The organism is Polaromonas sp. CT11-55 (assembly GCF_047303325.1).
Lineage (GTDB): Bacteria > Pseudomonadota > Gammaproteobacteria > Burkholderiales > Burkholderiaceae_C > Polaromonas.
In genome coordinates this window covers 62,743-81,841 of the sequence record NZ_JBKBEX010000015.1, presented here as the reverse complement: position 1 = coordinate 81,841, position 19,099 = coordinate 62,743, and the positions used below count along the sequence as shown (strand labels likewise).

General features: G+C 63.3%; 20 protein-coding genes. 8 read left to right on the top strand and 12 right to left on the bottom strand.

The window, feature by feature from the left end:
* Window positions 1–6 precede the first annotated feature (6 nt).
* From aroQ to ACEN8I_RS14975, 11 genes are all read right to left on the bottom strand, one after another.
* A complete protein-coding gene (gene aroQ, locus ACEN8I_RS15025) occupies window positions 7–459 on the bottom strand; it encodes a type II 3-dehydroquinate dehydratase (RefSeq protein WP_413329298.1) in 453 nt (150 codons plus the stop codon).
* Window positions 460–482: 23 nt separating this feature from the next.
* Window positions 483–1,526 (bottom strand): Gfo/Idh/MocA family protein, encoded by a 1,044-nt coding sequence (locus ACEN8I_RS15020; RefSeq protein WP_413329297.1) that lies wholly within the window; start codon window positions 1,524–1,526, stop codon window positions 483–485.
* 36 nt (window positions 1,527–1,562) lie between these two features.
* Window positions 1,563–2,336, bottom strand: coding sequence for an amino acid ABC transporter ATP-binding protein (locus ACEN8I_RS15015; protein WP_413329296.1), 774 nt, complete (start codon window positions 2,334–2,336; stop codon window positions 1,563–1,565).
* A gap of 27 nt (window positions 2,337–2,363) precedes the next feature.
* Window positions 2,364–3,206 carry a transporter substrate-binding domain-containing protein gene (locus tag ACEN8I_RS15010; RefSeq protein ID WP_413329295.1) on the bottom strand — a complete coding sequence of 281 codons (843 nt, stop codon included), beginning with the start codon at window positions 3,204–3,206 and terminating at the stop codon, window positions 2,364–2,366.
* A 61-nt stretch (window positions 3,207–3,267) separates the two neighbouring features.
* On the bottom strand, window positions 3,268–3,918 hold the full coding sequence (locus tag ACEN8I_RS15005) for an amino acid ABC transporter permease (RefSeq protein WP_413329294.1): 651 nt from the start codon (window positions 3,916–3,918) through the stop codon (window positions 3,268–3,270).
* On the bottom strand, window positions 3,919–4,587 hold the full coding sequence (locus tag ACEN8I_RS15000) for an amino acid ABC transporter permease (protein WP_413329293.1): 669 nt from the start codon (window positions 4,585–4,587) through the stop codon (window positions 3,919–3,921).
* A 13-nt stretch (window positions 4,588–4,600) separates the two neighbouring features.
* Window positions 4,601–5,422, bottom strand: a complete 822-nt coding sequence (aroE, locus tag ACEN8I_RS14995; RefSeq protein WP_413329292.1) for a shikimate dehydrogenase — start codon at window positions 5,420–5,422, stop codon at window positions 4,601–4,603.
* Between the two features lie 56 nt (window positions 5,423–5,478).
* On the bottom strand, window positions 5,479–6,699 hold the full coding sequence (locus ACEN8I_RS14990; protein WP_413329291.1) for a CaiB/BaiF CoA transferase family protein: 1,221 nt from the start codon (window positions 6,697–6,699) through the stop codon (window positions 5,479–5,481).
* The gene (locus ACEN8I_RS14985; RefSeq protein ID WP_413329290.1) at window positions 6,696–7,184 is read right to left on the bottom strand and encodes a MaoC family dehydratase; all 489 of its coding nucleotides are present in this window, start codon (window positions 7,182–7,184) and stop codon (window positions 6,696–6,698) included. The genes ACEN8I_RS14990 and ACEN8I_RS14985 overlap by 4 nt, the downstream gene beginning before the upstream one ends.
* Window positions 7,184–7,585, bottom strand: a complete 402-nt coding sequence (locus ACEN8I_RS14980; protein ID WP_413329289.1) for a VOC family protein — start codon at window positions 7,583–7,585, stop codon at window positions 7,184–7,186. Before ACEN8I_RS14980 ends, ACEN8I_RS14985 begins: the two co-directional genes overlap by 1 nt.
* 32 nt (window positions 7,586–7,617) lie before the next feature.
* The gene (locus ACEN8I_RS14975) at window positions 7,618–8,577 is read right to left on the bottom strand and encodes a ketopantoate reductase family protein (RefSeq protein ID WP_413329339.1); all 960 of its coding nucleotides are present in this window, start codon (window positions 8,575–8,577) and stop codon (window positions 7,618–7,620) included.
* Window positions 8,578–8,688: 111 nt separating this feature from the next.
* Between ACEN8I_RS14975 and ACEN8I_RS14970 the strand changes: the two genes are divergently transcribed.
* Window positions 8,689–9,591 carry a LysR family transcriptional regulator gene (locus tag ACEN8I_RS14970; RefSeq protein ID WP_413329338.1) on the top strand — a complete coding sequence of 301 codons (903 nt, stop codon included), beginning with the start codon at window positions 8,689–8,691 and terminating at the stop codon, window positions 9,589–9,591.
* A 46-nt stretch (window positions 9,592–9,637) separates the two neighbouring features.
* Here the strand turns inward: ACEN8I_RS14970 and ACEN8I_RS14965 are convergent, their stop codons facing one another.
* Window positions 9,638–10,576 (bottom strand): LysR family transcriptional regulator, encoded by a 939-nt coding sequence (locus ACEN8I_RS14965; protein ID WP_413329337.1) that lies wholly within the window; start codon window positions 10,574–10,576, stop codon window positions 9,638–9,640.
* Between the two features lie 128 nt (window positions 10,577–10,704).
* Between ACEN8I_RS14965 and ACEN8I_RS14960 the strand changes: the two genes are divergently transcribed.
* The 7 genes from ACEN8I_RS14960 to ACEN8I_RS14930 all read left to right on the top strand — a co-directional run bounded on the left by ACEN8I_RS14960 (window position 10,705) and on the right by ACEN8I_RS14930 (window position 19,068).
* Window positions 10,705–11,862 carry an ABC transporter substrate-binding protein gene (locus ACEN8I_RS14960; RefSeq protein ID WP_413329288.1) on the top strand — a complete coding sequence of 386 codons (1,158 nt, stop codon included), beginning with the start codon at window positions 10,705–10,707 and terminating at the stop codon, window positions 11,860–11,862.
* A gap of 15 nt (window positions 11,863–11,877) precedes the next feature.
* Window positions 11,878–12,666, top strand: coding sequence for an enoyl-CoA hydratase-related protein (locus ACEN8I_RS14955; RefSeq protein ID WP_413329287.1), 789 nt, complete (start codon window positions 11,878–11,880; stop codon window positions 12,664–12,666).
* 153 nt (window positions 12,667–12,819) lie between these two features.
* A complete protein-coding gene (locus tag ACEN8I_RS14950; RefSeq protein WP_413329286.1) occupies window positions 12,820–14,001 on the top strand; it encodes an acyl-CoA dehydrogenase family protein in 1,182 nt (393 codons plus the stop codon).
* A 225-nt stretch (window positions 14,002–14,226) separates the two neighbouring features.
* Window positions 14,227–15,885, top strand: coding sequence for a ShlB/FhaC/HecB family hemolysin secretion/activation protein (locus ACEN8I_RS14945; protein ID WP_413329285.1), 1,659 nt, complete (start codon window positions 14,227–14,229; stop codon window positions 15,883–15,885).
* Window positions 15,886–15,908: 23 nt separating this feature from the next.
* Entirely contained in the window at window positions 15,909–18,209 is a 2,301-nt protein-coding gene (locus ACEN8I_RS14940; RefSeq protein WP_413329283.1) for a filamentous hemagglutinin N-terminal domain-containing protein, read from the top strand.
* A gap of 10 nt (window positions 18,210–18,219) precedes the next feature.
* On the top strand, window positions 18,220–18,675 hold the full coding sequence (locus ACEN8I_RS14935) for a hypothetical protein (RefSeq protein WP_413329282.1): 456 nt from the start codon (window positions 18,220–18,222) through the stop codon (window positions 18,673–18,675).
* A 51-nt stretch (window positions 18,676–18,726) separates the two neighbouring features.
* Complete coding sequence (locus tag ACEN8I_RS14930) at window positions 18,727–19,068, top strand: hypothetical protein (RefSeq protein WP_413329281.1); 342 nt, start codon at window positions 18,727–18,729, stop codon at window positions 19,066–19,068.
* Window positions 19,069–19,099: the final 31 nt, after the last annotated feature.

The window sequence follows — 19,099 nt, the reverse complement described above, 5'->3', positions numbered from 1 at the left end:
TCAGGTTCAAGCCGTCCGTCGGGCGGCCTGCACGGCCGACACCGCCGCGCGCAAGCCCAGTGTGTAGCTGTCGACGCCAAATCCGCAGATCTGGCCCTTGACGATTTCAGCGAAGACCGAATGGTGCCTGAACTGCTCACGGGCATGGATGTTGGACATATGGATTTCAACAACGGGCACCGTGAGGATGGCCAGCGCATCCCGAATCCCGTAGCTGTAGTGGGTCCAGGCGCCGGCGTTGATCAGGACGGCATCGACGCCGTCCGTGAAGCCCTGGTGGATGCGCTCGCACATGGCGCTCTCGCTGTTGGTCTGGAAATGTTCAATGCCCGCGCCGAGTTCCCGGCCCAGCGCCATGAGGGTGGCATTGATCTCGTCAAGCGTGATGGTGCCGTACTGGACCGGGTCCCGCTTGCCGAACATGTTGTGGTTGATGCCGTGCAGCATGAGTATCTTCATTGGGTTCCTTCTTCTGTGAAAAATCAAAGTTCCACCGTGCGGCCGGACTTCGCCGCCTGCACGATCGCTTCGGTCACGCGCAGGTTGGCCAGGCCGTCCCTCGCGCTCACCAGCGGTTGCGCCTGGCCGCGTATCACCGCGCCGAAATGCTCCATCTGGCGCTTGATCGGGTCGTCGCGAACCATGCCGACCACCCCCTGTTCAAACGGTTTCCACCAGGAGCGGTCTTCGGGGCGCGGGTAGGTTTTGAGCCTCATCGTCGGCACCGACAAGCTGCCGTTGGTGCCTGAGATGACATAACAATCCTCGTCGTCGTAGCTGGGGTAGGCCTTGTTTTCCTGCGAGGTCTGCTCCCAGCTTCGGGCGCTGGCGGCTGTATCTGAAAGCATGAAGGTCCCGAGCGCGCCACTTGCGAACCTCAGGGAGATCGCCACGGTGTCTTCCACAGGAAACCCGCGTACAGCGTGCGAAGCCATGGCCTGCACCGCCACAATCTCGCCGCAGAGCATGCGCAGGTTATGGACCTCGTGGATCATGTTGAGCAGGATAGGCCCCGCGCCCGGCTCCCGCCGCCATGGCGCGTCATCGAAATAATGGTCGGGCTTCAGAAAGGTTGCACTGCCAGTCACCGAGACCAGCCGGCCGAGCTGGCCGGACCCCACGACCTCGCTAGCCTTGGCCATGATCGGGCTGTGGGCGCGATGATGGCCAATCAGTACCTTGGCGCCGGAGCGCTCGACCAACTGGACCAGGCGCTCGCCTTCGGCAAATGTCGGTGCCAGCGGCTTCTCGAGCAGCATCGGCAAACCGGCGTCGATGCAACGCATGGCATGCTCAACATGCAGCTGGTTGGGCGTCGCGAGCACGATGCCATCGGGAGGGTCCTTCGAAACCAGTTCCTCCAGCGATGCGTAATGCGGCACGCCGGCGGCGGCCGCCAGCGCGGCGGCGCCAGGCGCCGGATCGACAATGGCGGACAAGGTGCAGCTGGGGCTGCTGCGCACCACGCCCAGGTGGGCTTGCCCGATATAGCCGGCACCGGCTACCGCGATCCTGGTTTTTGGCATGGGCTTCCTCTGTTCGGAGCTGACCTGGTTCCGGCTTTAGTGCCCGGCCAGGATGTCACCGAGAAATGCCCGCGTGCGCTCGTGTTTCGGGTTCGCGAAGAACTCCTTCGGGGGGCCTTCTTCGACGATCTGCCCGCTGGCCATAAAGATCACACGGTCCGCGACGGCGCGCGCAAAGCCCATTTCATGCGTGACGCAAATCATGGTCATGCCGTCGTTCGCCAGCGCGACCATGGTGTCGAGCACCTCCTTCACCATCTCAGGGTCCAGCGCCGAGGTCGGCTCGTCAAAGAGCATGACCTTGGGCTCCATGCACAGCGCGCGCGCAATCGCCACCCGCTGCTGCTGGCCGCCAGACAGTTGCGCCGGATACTTTTCAGCCTGCTCCCCGATCCGCACGCGTTCGAGCAGGCGCCGCGCCGTGGCTTCCGCCTGGGCTTTGGACAGCTTGCGCGTGTTGATGGGCGCGAGCGTACAGTTTTCAAGCACCGTCAGGTGCGGGAAAAGATTGAACTGCTGAAAGACCATGCCGACCTCGGCGCGCACGGCGTTGATCGCCTTGGCATCATCCGTCAGCGCGATGCCGTCGACGAGGATGCGCCCCTTGGAGTAGCCCTCAAGGTGGTTGATGCAGCGGATCAAGGTGGACTTGCCCGAACCCGAGGGCCCGCACAGGACAATTTTTTCTCCCGCGCGGACCGACAGGTTGATGCCGGTCAGGGCCTGGAAGGAGCCGTACCATTTATCGACGTCTTCCATCACGATCATCGGGGTGCCCGCGCCGGCGGACGGGTTGGCGGTTTGATTCATGGCTCTGGCTCTTTCCGGACGACGGGATTACTTGGCAACGAAGGGAACACCTTCAATGCTGGCCGGGAAGTTCGTCATCGACGTTCCGGTCCACTTCTGCTGGATCTTGGCGAGCTCGCCGTTGGCCTTGATCTTGTCGATGAAGGCGTTGAGCACGGTGTTGAGCTCCTTGTCTTCCAGCCTGGTGCAGGCGCCGTTGAACAGCTGCGTGAACTCGAGCTTGTTCTCGTAGGTATTGGGCGTGGCTTCATTGAGGCGGCGCGCATAGAACACATTGCCGCCGACGGCCTGCACCTGGCCTGAGAGCAGTGCCTGTATGGTGGCCGCATCGTTGTCGAAGCGGCGGATGACCGTGCCGGGAGGCGCATTCTTGGTCACATCGCTGTCCTGGGTGCTCGAGCGCGGCACACCGATCACCAGCTTGCCCATGTCGGCATTGGTCTTGACCACCACGGACTTGGCCGCCACCAGGAAGATTGAGTTGCCGATGTAGGGCTTGCTGTACTGCACGGCTTTGGCGCGGTCAGGAAGCATCGCCATCGTCGCGAACAGCACGTCGACACGCCCGGACGTCAGCGCCGGGATACGGTTGGCGACCTCCAGGCCGGCGAACTCGACCGGCACGCCGAGCTCTTTGGCAAAGGCTTTCGCCATGTCGGCATCGATGCCGTCGGCCTGGCCGGTCGTCGAATCGACGAAGCCCCAGGGCGGGTTGGCGGCCTGGATGCCTACCACCAGCTTGCCTTTGGCCTTGATCTCGGCCGAAGTAATGGCCCGGGCTGGAGCGGTGATCAGCGTGGACGCGGCAATCAGGCCTGCAAGGCCGAGCATGAGCTGGCGGCGCTTGGAAGAAATCGTTTTGAAAGTCATGTCATGGTCTCCGGTTTAGGTTTTTTTTGAAAGCGGGTGACTGAAAAGTTGTCAGGAGCGGTCACCGGGCGCCCGTGGCAAGTCTGCGTTCCAGCCGCGACCCATAAAGGGAGAGCGGCCAGCACATCGAGAAGTAAAGAAGGGCTACGACGGCATAGACCAGCAGCGGCTTGAAATTCTGGTTGGAGACGATGCTGCCGCTGCGGGCAAGCTCGTTAAACCCGACGATCGCCGCGAGCGAAGTGCCTTTGATCAGTTGAACCAGGAAGCCGATGGTCGCCGGAAGAGAAATACGCAGCGCCTGGGGCAAGACGATCTTGCGCATCCGCGTGAGGTAGTTGACGCCAAGGGCGTTTGCCGCCTCGGTCTGGCCGCGCGGAACCGCTTCGATCGAGCCGCGCCAGATTTCGCCGAGGAAGGCACTGGCATGCAGCGTGAAGCCGATCGCAACGGAAGCCCACGGGTCGAGCTTCAAACCTATCAGCGCCAGGCCGTAGTAGGTCACGAACAGTTGCATCAGCAAAGGCGTTCCCTGGAACAGCATGATGTAGCCGCCGGTGATGCGCTTGAGCGTCTTGAAACCCGAGGTCCGCGCGAGTGCGATGAGCAATCCGGCCACGGCGCCCAGGGACAAGCCGATCAGCGACAAGGCAATCGTCCACTGCAGACCTTTGAGCAGGAACAGAAATTGAGGAATGGTGAAGGAGTCCATCTATTTCACCGGGTAGCTGAACATGCGCTGGGCAATGGCGCTCATTCCCATGAGCAGCGCCGTCGACATCGCAAGGTAGAGGAATGTCACCGTGCCGTAGACCTCGAAACTGCGGAACGAGTCCGATTCGATGCGCTGCGCAACCGAGGTCAACTCATAGGCCGAGATCGCGGAGGCGATGCTCGTCGTCAAGGTCAGCAGGATGAACTGGCTGGCCAGAGAGGGAAACACCGCCCGCAAGGCGGGCTTGAAAACGATCAGGCGGAACACCTGGAGCTTGCTCAGGCCCAGGGCGTGGCCCGCTTCGATTTGCCCTTTGTCGATGGCCTGCACTCCGCCGCGAAGAATCTCGATGGCATAGGCGCCGCCGTTCACGCCGAGCGCAATGATCGCCGTCGGTGTCGGGTCCAGCCGGATGCCCACCAAGGGCAGGGCAAAAAACACGAAGTAGATCTGGACCAGGAAGGGCGTGTTGCGAATGAGTTCAACGAAAGTGATGACCATCCAGCGTACCGGCGCCACATGAGACCCCCTGAGCGCGACGCCAACAGCGCCGATCACCGAAGAAAGCAGCAGGCCCGCAAAGGCAAGGCCGAGGGTGCCGGCACAACCCATCAGCAGGTCTGGAAACCCGTTGAGCACCGGATTGAAGTCGAATTTGTAATCCATGCGAAATTCCCGATCAACCCAGGGGCACGGTCAGTTTTTCGATCACCAGGCGGGTGTCGGGCCTCATGCCGCGCCACCACGCGAAGGCTTCAGCAGCCTGTTCGGCGAGCATGCCCACACCGTCGGCAATGCGTTTGACGCCCGCGTTCCGGGCAAGGCGAAGAAAGGGCGTCAACCCTTTGCCGTAAGCCAATTCGTAGGCCAGTTCGCAGTTGGCGAAAACAGTTGCAGGAACAGGCGGCAGCTCGGCGCTGAGGCTGGCCGAGGTGGCGTTGAAGACGAGGTCGAAATGCTGGCCGGCCAGGTCCCCATAACCGCTCGATGTCAACGGGATATCGCTGCGAACCTCGCTGACCAATTGGGAAGATTTTGAAAGGGTCCGGTTGACGATCAACAACAAAGCCGGCTTTTCGGCAAGAAACGGCAGCAACGCACCGCGGGCGGCGCCACCCGCGCCCAGCATCAGGATGCGTTTGCCTTTGAGCGCGCAGCCAAGGTTGTGTGTGACGTCACGGACCAGGCCCACGCCGTCGAAATTCTCCGCGTACACCACGTCGTTTTCGAACTTGAGCGCGTTCGCCGCCCCCGCCAGCGTGGCGCGCTCGGAACGCCTGCCGGCATAGGCGAAGGCATCGAGCTTGAAAGGCGCGGTGATGTTCATGCCGCGGCCGCCGGAAGCCCGAAATTCATCCAGCTGGGCTCTAAAGCTTTCACGGGAACCCTCGATCGCCCGGTAGGCCATGTCTTGCCCGGTGGCCTCGGCGAACATGCCGTGTATCAGCGGTGATTTGCTGTGCCCGATCGGCTGGCCGATCACGGCGTATTGGTCAGTCATTGATTTGTCTCCGGTTTCCGCCAGTGCGCTGGCTTCTTTGTTCCAAACACCCGCCTTTATTTCACGGCGCTCTCCGCGTAAAGCACGCCGTCCGCGACCATGCGGTCGATCTCCGACGCCGAGTAGCCAAGGCCTGCGGCAATGCTGCGGTTGTGCTGGCCCATCAGCGGAGCCGGCATCGTGATCGTCGTATCGCAGCCCGAGAAGTGGAAAGGCAGATTCGGCAACTTGACCTTGCCAAGGACGGGATGCTCCTGCTCGATCAGCATGCCGCGCGCAAGCACCTGGGGGTCGGCGAGGACCTCATCGATACCCTGGACCTTGGCGCTCGGCACTTCGATGGCGTCGAGCTGCGCGAGACAATCCGCGACCGTGCGGGTCGACACCCAGGTTCTCACGACGGGCAGGATTTCGAGGCGGTTCGCGTTCCGTCCGCTCGCACTGTGAAAGCGCGCGTCAGCGGCGAAGGCCGGACCGCCTACCAGGGCCGCGAGCCGTTTCCAGGCATCGTCAACCTGGGCGGCGATCACGATATAGCCGTCGGTGGCGCTGAACACGCCGTACAGGGTCGACTGCGGCAGGTCGTGGCCGGTTTGCACCGGAATTTCGGTACCGCCGGAGAAGGTGTAGCACTGCACCGCGTATTCATGCATAGCAACGAGGCAGTCGTAGAGCGCCATGTCGATGTGCTGGCCCAGCCCGGAACTCACGCGACCCAGCAGGGCCGCGCAGACTGCGGCAACGCCGTGGATGCCGGTATACATGTCGCCCAGCGCGATGCGCAGCAACGGCGGCGCCTCGCCCGGGTTGCCGACCATGGCCATGATGCCGCTCTTGGCCTCGGCGATCAGGCCGAAGCCTGCGCGGTGCGAGTCGGGACCGGTGTGACCGTAAGCCGAGACGGAGCAGTAAACGAGTTTGGGATTTCGCTTCGAAAGTTCGGCATAGCCAAGGCCGAGCCGGTCCAGGGCACCAGGCCGGTAGTTCTCGAGGAACACGTCCGCGGTGTCGGTGAGCTTGTGCATCATCTCGAGGCCGCGCGGGTCCTTGAGGTTGACGCAGAGCCCCTGCTTGCCCATGTTTTGCTGGAGGAAGTAGCCGCTCTGCCCGTTCACAAAGAACGGGTGCGCGCGGCCCGCGTCGCCCATCGTGGGGCGCTCTACCTTGATGACCTCGGCGCCGAGCGCCGCGAGGCAGCGGCCCATGTAGGGACCGGCAAGGAAGTGCGAATAGTCGATGACACGGATGCCTTTAAGCGGCAGGGATTGGAGCGTCATGGTGCGGTTTCCGTGGAGGGGTTGGCACCGGGACGGCGCGGGATCATGAGGCGGTGTTCGCCCTGCTGCAATACCTGGCCCTTCTGGTTGAACAGTCGGGTGGGCAATATGACGATGCCCCAGTCCGGCTTGCTTTTGGAAGCGCGCATGCTGCCGACGGTGAACTCGATGTGCAGCACGTCCCCGATGTAGATGGGGAGCGCGAAATCCCAGGTCCAGCCCAGCGACATGCCCGGCAGGAAGCGGTATTCGCACTGGGTCTTCAGCCCGTCGGCCACCGAGAGGCCCATGAGGCCGTGTGCCACGCGCTGGCCGAAATGGCTGTTGCGCGCGTATTCCTCATCCACATGCACGGGCGTGAAATCGCCGGTGAGCTCGGCGTAGGCGTCGATGCGCTCCGCCGTCACGGTGTAGGTCGGGCTCTTGCAGCTGTCACCGACGACCGCATCGTCCCAGTATTTTTCGGGGGTGGTGAAACTGCGCATCACTGGGCCCTCGGGTTGATGGCCAGAACTTCGACCACGGAGTTGCCGCTCGCCTGGATCAGCTCGATCGCCAGCCCGTCCGGCAGCTGCAGCCAGTTGCGCCCCTGGGGCAGTGGCTTGACCTTCCACTTGTGCGCCTCGGCAATCGCGGCGTCGAGATCCTCGACCATGATGCCGATGTGCGCGAGCCAACCCGCGTCGTTGCTCGGTGGCGCTTCAAAGCCGGGCGTGGACATCAGCTGCATGCCGCCAATCGTCCAGTACTGGCTCGGCGCATCGGTGGGGCCTTCGATCTCGCGCACGTCCATGCCGAGTACCTGGTAGAAAAAGTCGATGTGCCACTGGATGTCGCGAACGCGTACCGCGACGTGCTCAACATAGGATTTTTGGGGATAGCTCATGTCTCTGTTTCTATTGATGTTTACGTTTATGTTTATGTTTGTTTGGCGGTGCTTGGCAGCGGGAGGCCTCGCTCTATGCCCTTGATGCAGGCGACCAGTGCGGAATTGACAGGTGTCGCGACGCCGTAGCGCGCCCCCCAGCGCACGACGGCGCCGTTGACATAGTCGATTTCGGTGACCGAGCCCTTCTCAAGGCTCTGCAGCATGGAGGCCTTGAACTCAGGGGGCAGGCCCTCGGCGGCCTTGAGCCAGGGTTGCCGGGGATCGGAGGTGGTGAGCGCGATGTCACCGGCGCGCGCGACCGCGATGGCTTCGGCGACGGCCGCCATGGCACAGTTTTCGACTTCCGGGATGGCGTAGAGCGCGCCGTAGTTCAGCCGGGTGATGCCGCTCAATGCGCCTGTCGCCACATTGACCAGCAGCTTGTCCCACATGGTGCCCATGATGTCGCGGCTCACCGTCGTCACAAGGCCTGCGCTGGTGAAGGTCTCGGCGATACGCAGCGCGCGTTCACTGACCCGGCCGTCAAGCTCGCCGACGATGGTTTCCTTGCCGCGTATACCCGAGATGATGTGGCCCACACCGAGCATCACACCGCCCGCATAGGTCTTGCCGGCGAGAACACGTTCGCGCCCAACGACATCGGCCAGCACATCCTCGTGGCCCAGGCCGTTCTGCAGCGAGAGCACAACCGTTGAAGCCCCCATCACGGCGTGGGCCGACTCAATGGCCTCGCGGGTATGGAAGGACTTGACGAGCACGACGACGAGGTCTGCCGGTCCCGTGCTGGCATCCACCTGGTCGCAATGCGTTGCCGCATGCACTGGAACCAGCCTGTCGCCGCGCTCGTCGCGCACCTTCAGTCCGTCGCGACTCAGGGTTTCTACCAGTGCCCGACCGCGATTGATCAACCAGACCTCGTGGCCGGCTTCGGTCAACACACCACCGATCGCACACCCCAGCGCGCCGGCTCCCAATATGCAGATTTTCATAGACATGGATGCTAGGGACGCGCCCAACTCTCGTCTATCCAATGCCTAGAATAGATAACATTGCGTTTTTCAATACAGCAGCTCAAGCCCGCTATGACCACCCCAACCCGATTGACCCCGTCTGAGATGGTGGACACGAACCTGCTGCGCCTGTTCGACCTGCTCTACAGCACCAACAGCGTCACCCGATCGGCGGAACTGCTGGGATTGAGCCAGCCGACCGTGAGCATCTGGCTGGTAAAGCTGCGCAAGCAATTCAATGACCCGCTTTTTGTGCGAACGACCGAGGGCATGCAGCCCACACCTCGTGCCGAAGCGCTGGTCGGCATTGTTCGCGCGGCGTTGGAGTCCCTGCGCCAGCTATCGGAAAGCGAACCCGTCTTCCATCCGGCGTCCGCACAGCGAACCTTCCGCATTTGCATGACGGATGCGAGCCACATCACCCTGCTGCCCCAGTTGCTCTCGCACGTGCGCGCGCTGGCGCCGGGCATCCGGCTCGACGCGGCGCGCATCGATGCCGACATGCCGCGCGCCTTGCAGGCCGGCGATGCCGACATTGCGATCGGGCTGATCCCCCAGCTCGAAGCCGGTTTCTATCAGCAAACCTTGTTCACCCAGGACTGGGTCTGCCTGGCCAATGCCGGCCATCCGCGCATCGGCGACACATTGAGCCTTGATCAATATGCCGACGAGTCGCACATCCTGATCGGCTCGGGCACGGGTTCGATATTGCTCGGCGACGCGTTGAAACGCCAGAAGATCGAGCGCAAGGTTTTGCTGGAGTTGCCGGGCTTCCTCGGCCTGAGCGCCATCCTGTCCTCAACCGACCTCATCGCGACCCTGCCGCGGCAGATCGGGGAAACGCTCGCGCGCATGGCCGGCCTCAGGGTGCTGGCCTGTCCCGTGGCCATTCCATCGTTCACCGTCAAGCAGCACTGGCACGCCCGCTATCACCATGATGCCGCCAACCGGTGGCTGCGCGGCGTTTGCGCAAACCTGTTCCTCAAGTCTTGAGTGGCGGCGGATTCAGCCCCTCAACGATCGACCCCCTCTTGCTTCTTCATGCCTGGTGCATAAAAAGCCCTGCGCAGACGCTTCTCAACCATCTGTTGGCACTGTCTTGCTGGTACCGCGCATGCCAGTATTGCTTCACGGTAAAGCCGGGAATTTCGAACGGGCACGGCAGCACCCGCAAGTGGCCCGCGCGCGCCAAAGTCTCCCCGATCATGCGGGGCAAGGTGGCGATCAGGTTGCTGCCGCCCAGGATCGATGACAGCCCCAGAAAGCCCGGCAGTTCCAGGCCCACCTTGCGCCGGATCTGCAGCGACTCAATGGCGTTGTCCAGCAACTGATGGCCGGTCCCCGAGCTGATGCTGATATGCCTTTCCGCCTGGTAGGCCTCAAGGCTCCAGCACTGCGCCAGGTTGTCGCCAATGCGGGGATGGTTGGCCTTGGCCAGGCATATCCAGTCCTGTTTGTAAAACGTCTGCTGGTAGAAGCCGGCATCGAGCCAGGGCAAATAACCGAGGGCGGTATCGGCCTCACCCGACTCCAGCTTGTCCGCCAGGTCCGGGCCGATGACGCTGGCCTGCAGGGAGATGCCGGGCGCAACCGCATGGACATGGTTGAGGATGCTCGGAAGCAAGGTGATATGGCTGGCATCCGTCATGCAGATCGAAAAGCGTTTTTCGGCGGTCGCCGGGTCAAACGGTTTTTCCGGCCGCGACAGGCGCGACATGCCGGCCAGTATCTCCCGCACCGTCCCGATCAAGGCTTCGGTGCGCGGGGTCGGGAGCATGCCTTTGGACGTCCTGATGAACAGCGGGTCATCGAGCTGCTGGCGCAGTTGCGATAGCCAGGTGCTGATGGTTGACTGGCTTTGACCCAGCGCATCCGCCGACCGGGTCACGCTTCCGGTGGCGCACAGCAAATCCAGCAGCCGAAGGAATTTGACGTCGAGAAGCGGGGCATCGAGGTCCATCGCGCCATTGTCCACCATTATCGAATTTACCGATGACGCAAATCGGATCCATCGAATGGACGAACGATGGTGCGGCACCTAGCATCTCCTGCAGTTCCATGGACCGTGGAACCCAGGCACACACAACTATTCGTCAGGAGACAACAATGCTTCAACCACTGCGCCTCGTCGCTGCAGGCGTGGCCTTTGCCGCCATGCACACCCTCACCGCGGCACAGCCCGCCGCACAGCCTGTTCCCATCATCGGGCTGGTCGAGCTATCGGGAACCGGCGCCACCGCAGGCACCAACTACAACAACGGCGTGAAGCTGGCCATTTCGGAAATCAATGCGGCCGGTGGCGTGTTGGGCCGCAAGATCAGCTACAGCGCCTGGGACACGCAGTCGAATCCCGGCATTGCCAAGTCACTGGCGACCAAGGCCATCGACCAGGGTGCGCCTCTGGTGATGGGGCCGGTTTTTTCGGGCTCGATCCTGGTCAGCATGGCCGAAACCCGCAGGGCGGAAGTTCCCAATGTCATAGGCGGCGAGGCCGCCGCGATCACGCAGCAGGGAAACCCTTACGTGTTCCGCAGCTCCTTTACCCAGGCCGCCGCCATGCCCAAGGTGGTCCGCTATATCCGCGACAGCGTCAAGGCCAGGAGCGTGGCCATCATCTACGTCAACAACGATTTCGGCAAGGGTGGACGGGACATGGTCCTCAAGGAGCTCCAGGCTGCCGACATCAAGGTGCTCGCCGATATCTCGACAGAGGCCGGCCAGCTCGACTTCTCCAGCGCCGTGCTGAAGGCCAAGCAGTCCGGCGCGGATGCCCTTTTCGTCTACAGCAACGAGGAGGAATCCGCCCGGGTGCTGAAAGAGGTGCGCAAACAAGGCTATGACAAGCCGGTGATCGGCGAAACCACCCTGGCGAACGACAAAGTCATCGAACTCGCGGGGGAAGCGGCCAACGGTGTGGTGGCGCACGTAGGCTTGACCCCGGATGCGCCGAATCCCACCGTGCAGGCCTTTGCCAAGCGATACCTCGACGAGTACAAATCAAAGGCGGATCACAACGCCATGAAGGGCTATACCGGCATGCACGCCGCCAAGGCCATTTTCGACAAGATAGGCAAGATCGATTCCAAGGCATTCGCGGCCGCGATGCACGGTGCCAGCATCTCGGCAAAGCAATATCCAGGGGTGTTGTTCGACGTCAAGTATGACGACAAGGGCGACCTTGATCGCGAGAGCTTCATCGTCAAGATCGTCAACGGCAAGGCGCAGGTCATAGAAACGCTCAAGCCGGCTGCCGCTGCCAGGTAAGGGCGGCGCGTCAACATGGCAAGCCCCTCCTTCGAGCACTGCAGGTACGAGCGCCACGGGCGTGTCCTCACCATCACGATCAACCGTCCGCAGGTTCTGAACGCGTTGAACCCGGCGGCCCATTTCGAAATGGCGCAGGCCTTTGATCTCTACGCCGCGGACCCTGAGCTGCACGTGGCCATCCTGACCGGAAGCGGAGACCGCGCATTTTGCGTGGGTACCGACCTGAAGGAGCTCTCAAGAACAGGCGAGCACCGCAAACCGCCCAGCGGCTTCGGCGGCATTACCACGCGCTTCGACCTTTTCAAGCCGGTGATCGCGGCGGTCAATGGCCTGTGCCTCGGCGGCGGCGCCGAAATGGTGGCCGCCTGCGACCTGGCGGTCTCCTCGGACAGCGCCAGTTTCGCCTTGCCGGAGCCGCTGGTGGGCCTTGCCGCGCTGGGCGGGGGCGCCTTGCAGAGACTGGCGCGCGAGATGCCGATGAAGGACGCGATGATGTTGATCCTGACCGGCCGGCGCATTGACGCGCAGGAAGCCAGGCGCATCAGCCTGATCAACGAAGTGGTACCGCACCAGGAACTGATGCCCGCGGCATTCGCCCTGGCCGAGCGCGTGCTCGCCTGTGCGCCCTTGGCCGTGCAGGCCTCCAAACAGGTGATGCTGCAAAGCCTCGACATGCCCGATCTGCAAACGGCCATGAGCGCCCGCTACGAGGCAGCGGAAAGGATGCTGGCCAGCCAGGACGCGATCGAGGGTCCGCTGGCCTTCGCCGAGAAGCGCAAACCGGTGTGGACAGGTCGCTAGAAGATAGCGACACGCAAGCTGCGGCCCCCAAAAAGCCACCCGACCGGGATGAAGGCGCCGCCGGGCTCCTGTACGCTTCATCCCTCATGCGGGCATCGAATTGCCGGGGCGCCCGGTACGAGGCACCGCATCCAAGACGACCTGGAGAAAGACATGGATTTCGCACTCAACGAAGAACAGAAAATGCTGGTCGCAACGGTGCGCCGTTTCATCGACGAAGAACTCAGACCGCTTGAGGACGAAGTCGAACAGCAGGGCTTTCTGGACCCGGACAAGGCGCGCGCCATCCACGAAAAGTCCAGGGCACTCGGCCTGTACGCCACGAACATGCCCGTCCAGTTCGGAGGCGGCGGGCTCGGTGCGGTCGATACCATGCTGCTGGAAGAGCAGTTCGGCCACACCACCGACATCCTGATACGCCGCGCATTTGGCAATGTCTATGAGGTGCTGCTCGCTGCCCAGGGCGAGCAGGTCGGCCGCTGGCTCGAACCCACAGTGCGAGGAGAGCGTGTCTGCTCCATCGCTATCACCGAGCCCGGTGCCGGTTCGGACGCCGGCAGCATCACGACGCGTGCCGTCAAAACAGCCGATGGCTGGCGCCTTTCGGGGAGCAAGCATTTCATCAGCGACGCAGAGGTCTCCGACTTCTTTATCGTGTCGGCGTTGACGGATGATCCCGGGGCCAAGGAAGGGAAGAAAAAGATATCGCTGTTCCTTGTCGACAAGGGCCTGCCCGGTTTTACGCTCGGCAAGGACCAGAAAATGATGGGACTTCGCGGCACCAGCCATCTTGAGCTTTGGTTCGACAACGTGCCCCTGGAGCCGATTGCGCTGCTTGGCGACGAAGGCAAAGGCCTGCAGCAGGCGCTCGGTGTGCTGGGCCGTGTCAGGCTGGCACAGGTCGGGGCGCGGGCCGTCGGCAAGGCCAGCCATGTGCTCCAGCTGATGACCGACTACGCCGCACAGCGCAAACAGTTCGGCCAGCCGATCGCCGACTTCCAGCTGGTGCAGCAAATGCTCGCGGACAGCGTGATCGAAATCAACTCGGCCCGCCTGATGGTTCTGCATGCCGCCTGGATGATCGACCAAGGCCTTGATGCCCGCGACTGGATCTCCATGGTCAAGGTACAGGCCGCAGAGATGCTGGGCCGCGTGACCGATCGGGCCGTCCAGGTATTTGGAGGGATGGGGTATTGCAAGGAACTGCCGATTGAACGCTACTACCGCGACGCCCGGATTTACCGGATTTTCGACGGCACCTCCGAAATCCATCGCACGGTGGTCGCGCGCAGCCTGATGCGGCATGGGGCGGCGCTGTTCGATATCAGCGCTTGAAGCAAGCCCGTTCCGGACCTGATACCGCTACCGTGGTTGCCATCACTTCCCACACAACTGCGGCAAGGTCACAACACGGAAGAGCCTCATTTGTAAAAGGCGCAGGCAAAAGCACGCCTCGTACTTACGTCCTGTTACGATGAGCGACGCCCTGAACAGAGCCCTTTGAGAGCTCCATTTTCCAAGCCATTTGTTCAGCCCAACGGTCCCCGTGGATGAGAACAAATGAGTCGCTTGATCACTTACCTGGCCCGTTGCGGCCTGAGCGGCGCGCTGGCGCTGACTGCCGCTGCAGCGGCATTGGCGGCCGATGAGCGTTTTGAGATCACGCGTTTCCAGGTTGAAGGCAATACCCTGCTGCCCGCTGCGGAAGTGGATCGCCTGGTCGGCCCGCTCGCCGGCCCGCAGCGCGGTTTTGCCGATATCCAGCTTGCCGTGGAAGCCTTGCAGCAGGCTTATCGCCAAGCCGGCTACAGCACGGTGCTGGTGTCGGTGCCTGAGCAGGAACTGGCCGGCGGCGCGGTGAAGCTGCTGGTGCGGGAAACCGTGATCTCCTCGATCACCGTAACGGGCAACCAGCATTTCGACGAGGCCAATATCCGCGCCAGCCTGGTGCGACTGCAGGTGGGCCGCTCGCCCAGCCTGGGCGCGATTTCTGAATCCATACAGCTGGCCAATGAAAGCCCGGCCAAGCAGGTCGGCGTGACGCTGGCCGAGGGCGACAAGCCGGGCACGATAGACGCGAAGGTGCTGGTCGACGACCACAAGCCGCTGCGCATCATCACCACACTGGACAACACGGGCTCGCCCTCCAGCGGCCGCTGGCGCACCGGTGTGGCCGTGCAGCATGCCAACCTTTTTAACCGCGACCACGTGGGCACGCTGGCTTACACCACCTCGCCCGACAGCCCTTCGGGCGTGAACCTGAATGTCTATTCGGTAGGCTACCGTGTCCCGCTGTATGCGTATGGCGACAGCGTCGACTTTATTTACGGCAAGTCGAGTGTCAACTCGCCTGCCAGTTCGCCGGTGCTGGGCGGCCTGCTGGGTTTTACGGGCAAGGGCGACGTATACGGCTTGCGCTGGAACCATTTTTTGGGCCGCAGCGGCGAAAGCACTTCCAAGCTGGTGCTGGGCCTGGACCACAAATTCATCGACTCGCGCTGCGAAGTCGGTGGCGTCACGGTCAGCATCGCGCCGCCCACGCCGCCGATTGCCTCCTGCGTGCCCTACAAGACCACGCCGCTGAGCATCACCTACAGCAGCCAGACCGAGGGTGCCGACCAGATGTCGGGCTACAGCGTCGGCCTGTCGCGCAACATTCCCAGCGGCGAGCGCTACACGAATATTGATGGCCGCACCGATCGCTACTCTTACCTGACGCCAGGCAACCGCGCCAGCCGTGACGATTTCATGGCCGCGCGCGGCAGTGCCTCGCTGTTCAGGTCTTTGGCCAGCGGCTGGCAGCTGCGTCTGGCCGGTAGCGCCCAGTACACCGACACGCCGCTGCTCGCGGGCGAGCAGTTCGGCCTGACAGGGTCCACAACGGTGCGCGGCTTCCAGGAGCGGGCGGTGACGGCCGACAGCGGCATCGTGGCCAATGCCGAGCTCTATACGCCGGAGCTCTCCGGCCGTGTCGGGCTGCCGGGCCAGCTGCGCGGTGTGTTTTTTGTGGACGCGGGCCATGGCAGCAACAACAAGGTGGGCAGCAGCGGCCTGCCCGGCAGCGTCACGGTGTCCAGCCTGGGCGCGGGCCTGCGTTATGTAATGAGCCGCGATTTCAGCCTGAATGTGGACCTGGCGCGCGTGAGCAACGCGGGCACTTCCCTCACGGAAAAACGGGGTGACTGGAATGCCCACCTGAGCGCCTCGCTGGCGTTCTGAAGAAGAACACAAGGTAGACCACCATGCGCATGTCCACGCACCTTTATTCCCGTTCACACCGACTCTCGCTGCTGGCCGCTTCGCTATTGCTGGCATGCGGCACGCAGGCCTTTGCCCAGGGCTTGCCGGCCAATGCCCTGCCCACGGGCTGGAATGTCACATCAGGCAGCGCGACCTTCGCGCAGAGCGGCAACACGCTGACCATCAACCAGACCAGCCAGCAGGCCATCGCCAATTTTTCGACCTTCAATGTGGGCTCAGCCGCGCTGGTCGACGTCCACCAGTTGAACAGCTCGGCAGCCCTGCTGGCCAGGGTCAACGGCGGCGACCCTTCCCAGATTCTTGGCGGCATCCGGGCCGACGGCGCCTTGTGGCTGATCAACCAGGCCGGCATCATGGTGGGCCCGGGTGCACGCATTGACGTGGCGCGTTTCATCGCCAGTTCGCTCAATGTCAGCGACAGCGATTTCCTGGCCGGCCGCATGAACTTCAAGAGCACGGGCACGCCGGGCGACGTGCGCAATGCCGGCACCATCAACGCGGCCAGCGGCGGCAGCATTTACCTGGTGGGCGCCAATGTCGCCAACACCGGCAGCCTGAATGCGCCCCAGGGCGAGGTACTGCTGGCGGCGGGGCAAACCGTGCAGCTGGTGGACACGGCAACGCCGGGCGTCAGCGTTGCCATCACCGGCACGCCGGGTGAAGCCCGGAACATAGGCCAGATCACGGCCGAAGCCGGGCGCATAGGCCTGGCCGCGGGCCTGGTGAGCAACAGCGGAACCCTCAACGCCTCCAGCGCGGTGCGCGAGGGGGGGCGGATTTTTCTGCGCGCTTCGGGTGACGTCAGGACCTCGGCCACGTCGAACATCAGCGCCAATGGCACGACGGGCGGCAACGTGGTGCTGATTGCCGAGAACGCGGCCTCCATAGACGGCCAGGTGTCGGCCACAGGCAGCGCGGGCCGCGGCGGTTATGTCGATACCTCGGGCAAACAGTCGCTTGACGTGGTGAACGTGCCGACGGTCGGCCAGGGCGGCGAATGGCACATCGACCCGTTCAACATCGAGATTGTGGCCGCCGGGCCGGACGCCGGCGTCGCGGGCACGAATGCGATTGTGTCCAATGAGACAGGTGCCCATATCACCGCGGCGACCATTGTTGCCCAGCTTGATGCCGGAACGAACGTGAGCATCACCACGGGCACGGGCAACCCTGCCATGGACATGGTGCATGGCGACATCACGGTGTCGGCCGCCATCGCCAAGAGCGCCGGGGGCGATGCGGCGCTGACGCTGAACGCCAACAACAACATCGTCATCAACGCGCCCATCACCAGCAGCTCGAACAAGCTGGCCCTGAACCTGAACAGCAACTACCTGAACAACTACCCGGCCGACAACCACGCGGTGCAGCTCAATGCCGACCTGGCGCTGAACGGCGGCGCGCTCACGGTGTCGCAAAGCGGGGGCAGTGGCAACGGCACGCTCAATATCGCGGGCGGCACGACAACGCTGGCGGGCGGCTCGGCCATCAACGCCGCGGGCGTGAACGTGCAGGCCGGCGGCACGCTGGCCGGTGCCGGCACCCTGGCGCTGGGCGGCACCGGGACGCTGCTGAACAACGGCACCGTGTCACCAGGCACCGCAGGGTCCGCCGGCACGCTGTTCGTTCAGGGCAAGTACACGCAGGGCAGCACCGGGGTGCTCAACATCAGACTGGCGGGCACCGACAGCTTTGACAGGCTCGCCATCAGCAACACCGCCAGCTTGAACGGCAGGCTCAACGTCCGCGGGCTCAACGGCTTTGTGCCGCCTGCCGATTCGACCTACAACTTTCTGACGGCGACGGGTTCGGGCAGCGGCAGTTTCAGTACGGTCGACGCACCCAACATCACCTCCAGCTCCGGCACGGCGAGCCTGGCCCTCAGCTACCCCGGCACAGGCACTACCGTTGCCCGCATCACGACAACCGCTTCCTCCGCGAACATCTGCTCGATCTCGCCGAATTCAGTGCTCTGCCAGGTGCTGTCGGCCGCCATCCCCGTCGCGGTCGCAATCCAGCCCGCCACCACGGCCGTCACCACGGCCTTGGACTCCAGCATCAGACCGCTCGCTACCGGCGCAGCGCTGTTTTTTACCCCGCCGCCAAGCGAATCCACCCCCGAGCAGGTCGCCTCCATGCCGGTCTCCATCCCGGCGGCCGGCAGCACGGCAACACAAGAGGACAAGGACAAGTTGGCTCCCGACAAAAAGGACGACAAGTCGGCGGAAGTCAAAACGACCGTCGCCAAAAACGAGCCGGTCAAAAAAATGTATTGCAATTGAGGCGCATGACATGAAGCAGCCAACACTTTTCACCCGCCTGCTCCCCGCATTGGCACTGGCCCTGCTGGTGCTGGCCCCGCTGGCGCAGGCCCAGGTGGTGGGCACCGTCACCAAGGTCTCGGGCCTGATGGTGGCCAAAAGCGCCGAGGGCCGCAGCCGGGTGCTGGCCGAAAACTCGCCGCTGCGCCAGGGCGACACCATCACCACCGGGCGCAATACCTTCGGCCGCCTGGAGTTTGTGGACGGCGCGGCCATGGTGCTGCAGCCCGAGACCCTGCTGGTGCTGACGCGCTACCGCTATGACGCGGGCAAGCCCGAACTCGACAAAGTCGAACTGGAATTGACGCAAGGCGGCTTCACCAGCACAACCGGCACATTGGGCAAACGCAGCCCCGACGCCACCGTGATCACCACGCCCGCGGGCAATCTGCAGGGCGGCGCCAGCATGGAGGTTTCTCTCAGGTAGCCATAAGGCCGCCCGAGCAAATCCCCGACACCCCACATCGAAGGAACCTCCATGAAAAAAATCATTTCGATTCCGCTGGCCCTGGTGGCCACGCTGGCCTCCACCGCGGCCCTGGCGCAGAACACTCCGGTCATACCCTCGCCCACCGGCGCGCGCGCGCCGGGGCTGTATGTGGCCGTGCTGGACGGCCTGATCAAGGTCACCAACCCAAGTGGCACCAGCAATTTCGCGGCGGGCCAGTTTGGGTATACGGCCTCGGTAATGCAGCCGCCTGTCATGCTGCCGGCAAACCCGGGGATCCCGTTCACGCTGCCGCCGGCGTTCAATACGTCGACATCGGTCACCGGCTCGGGCGCCCCCAAGTCCAACACGGTGGATTGCATCGTGCGCTGAAGCACGGATGCCGCGCCTGGCAAGGCCGGGA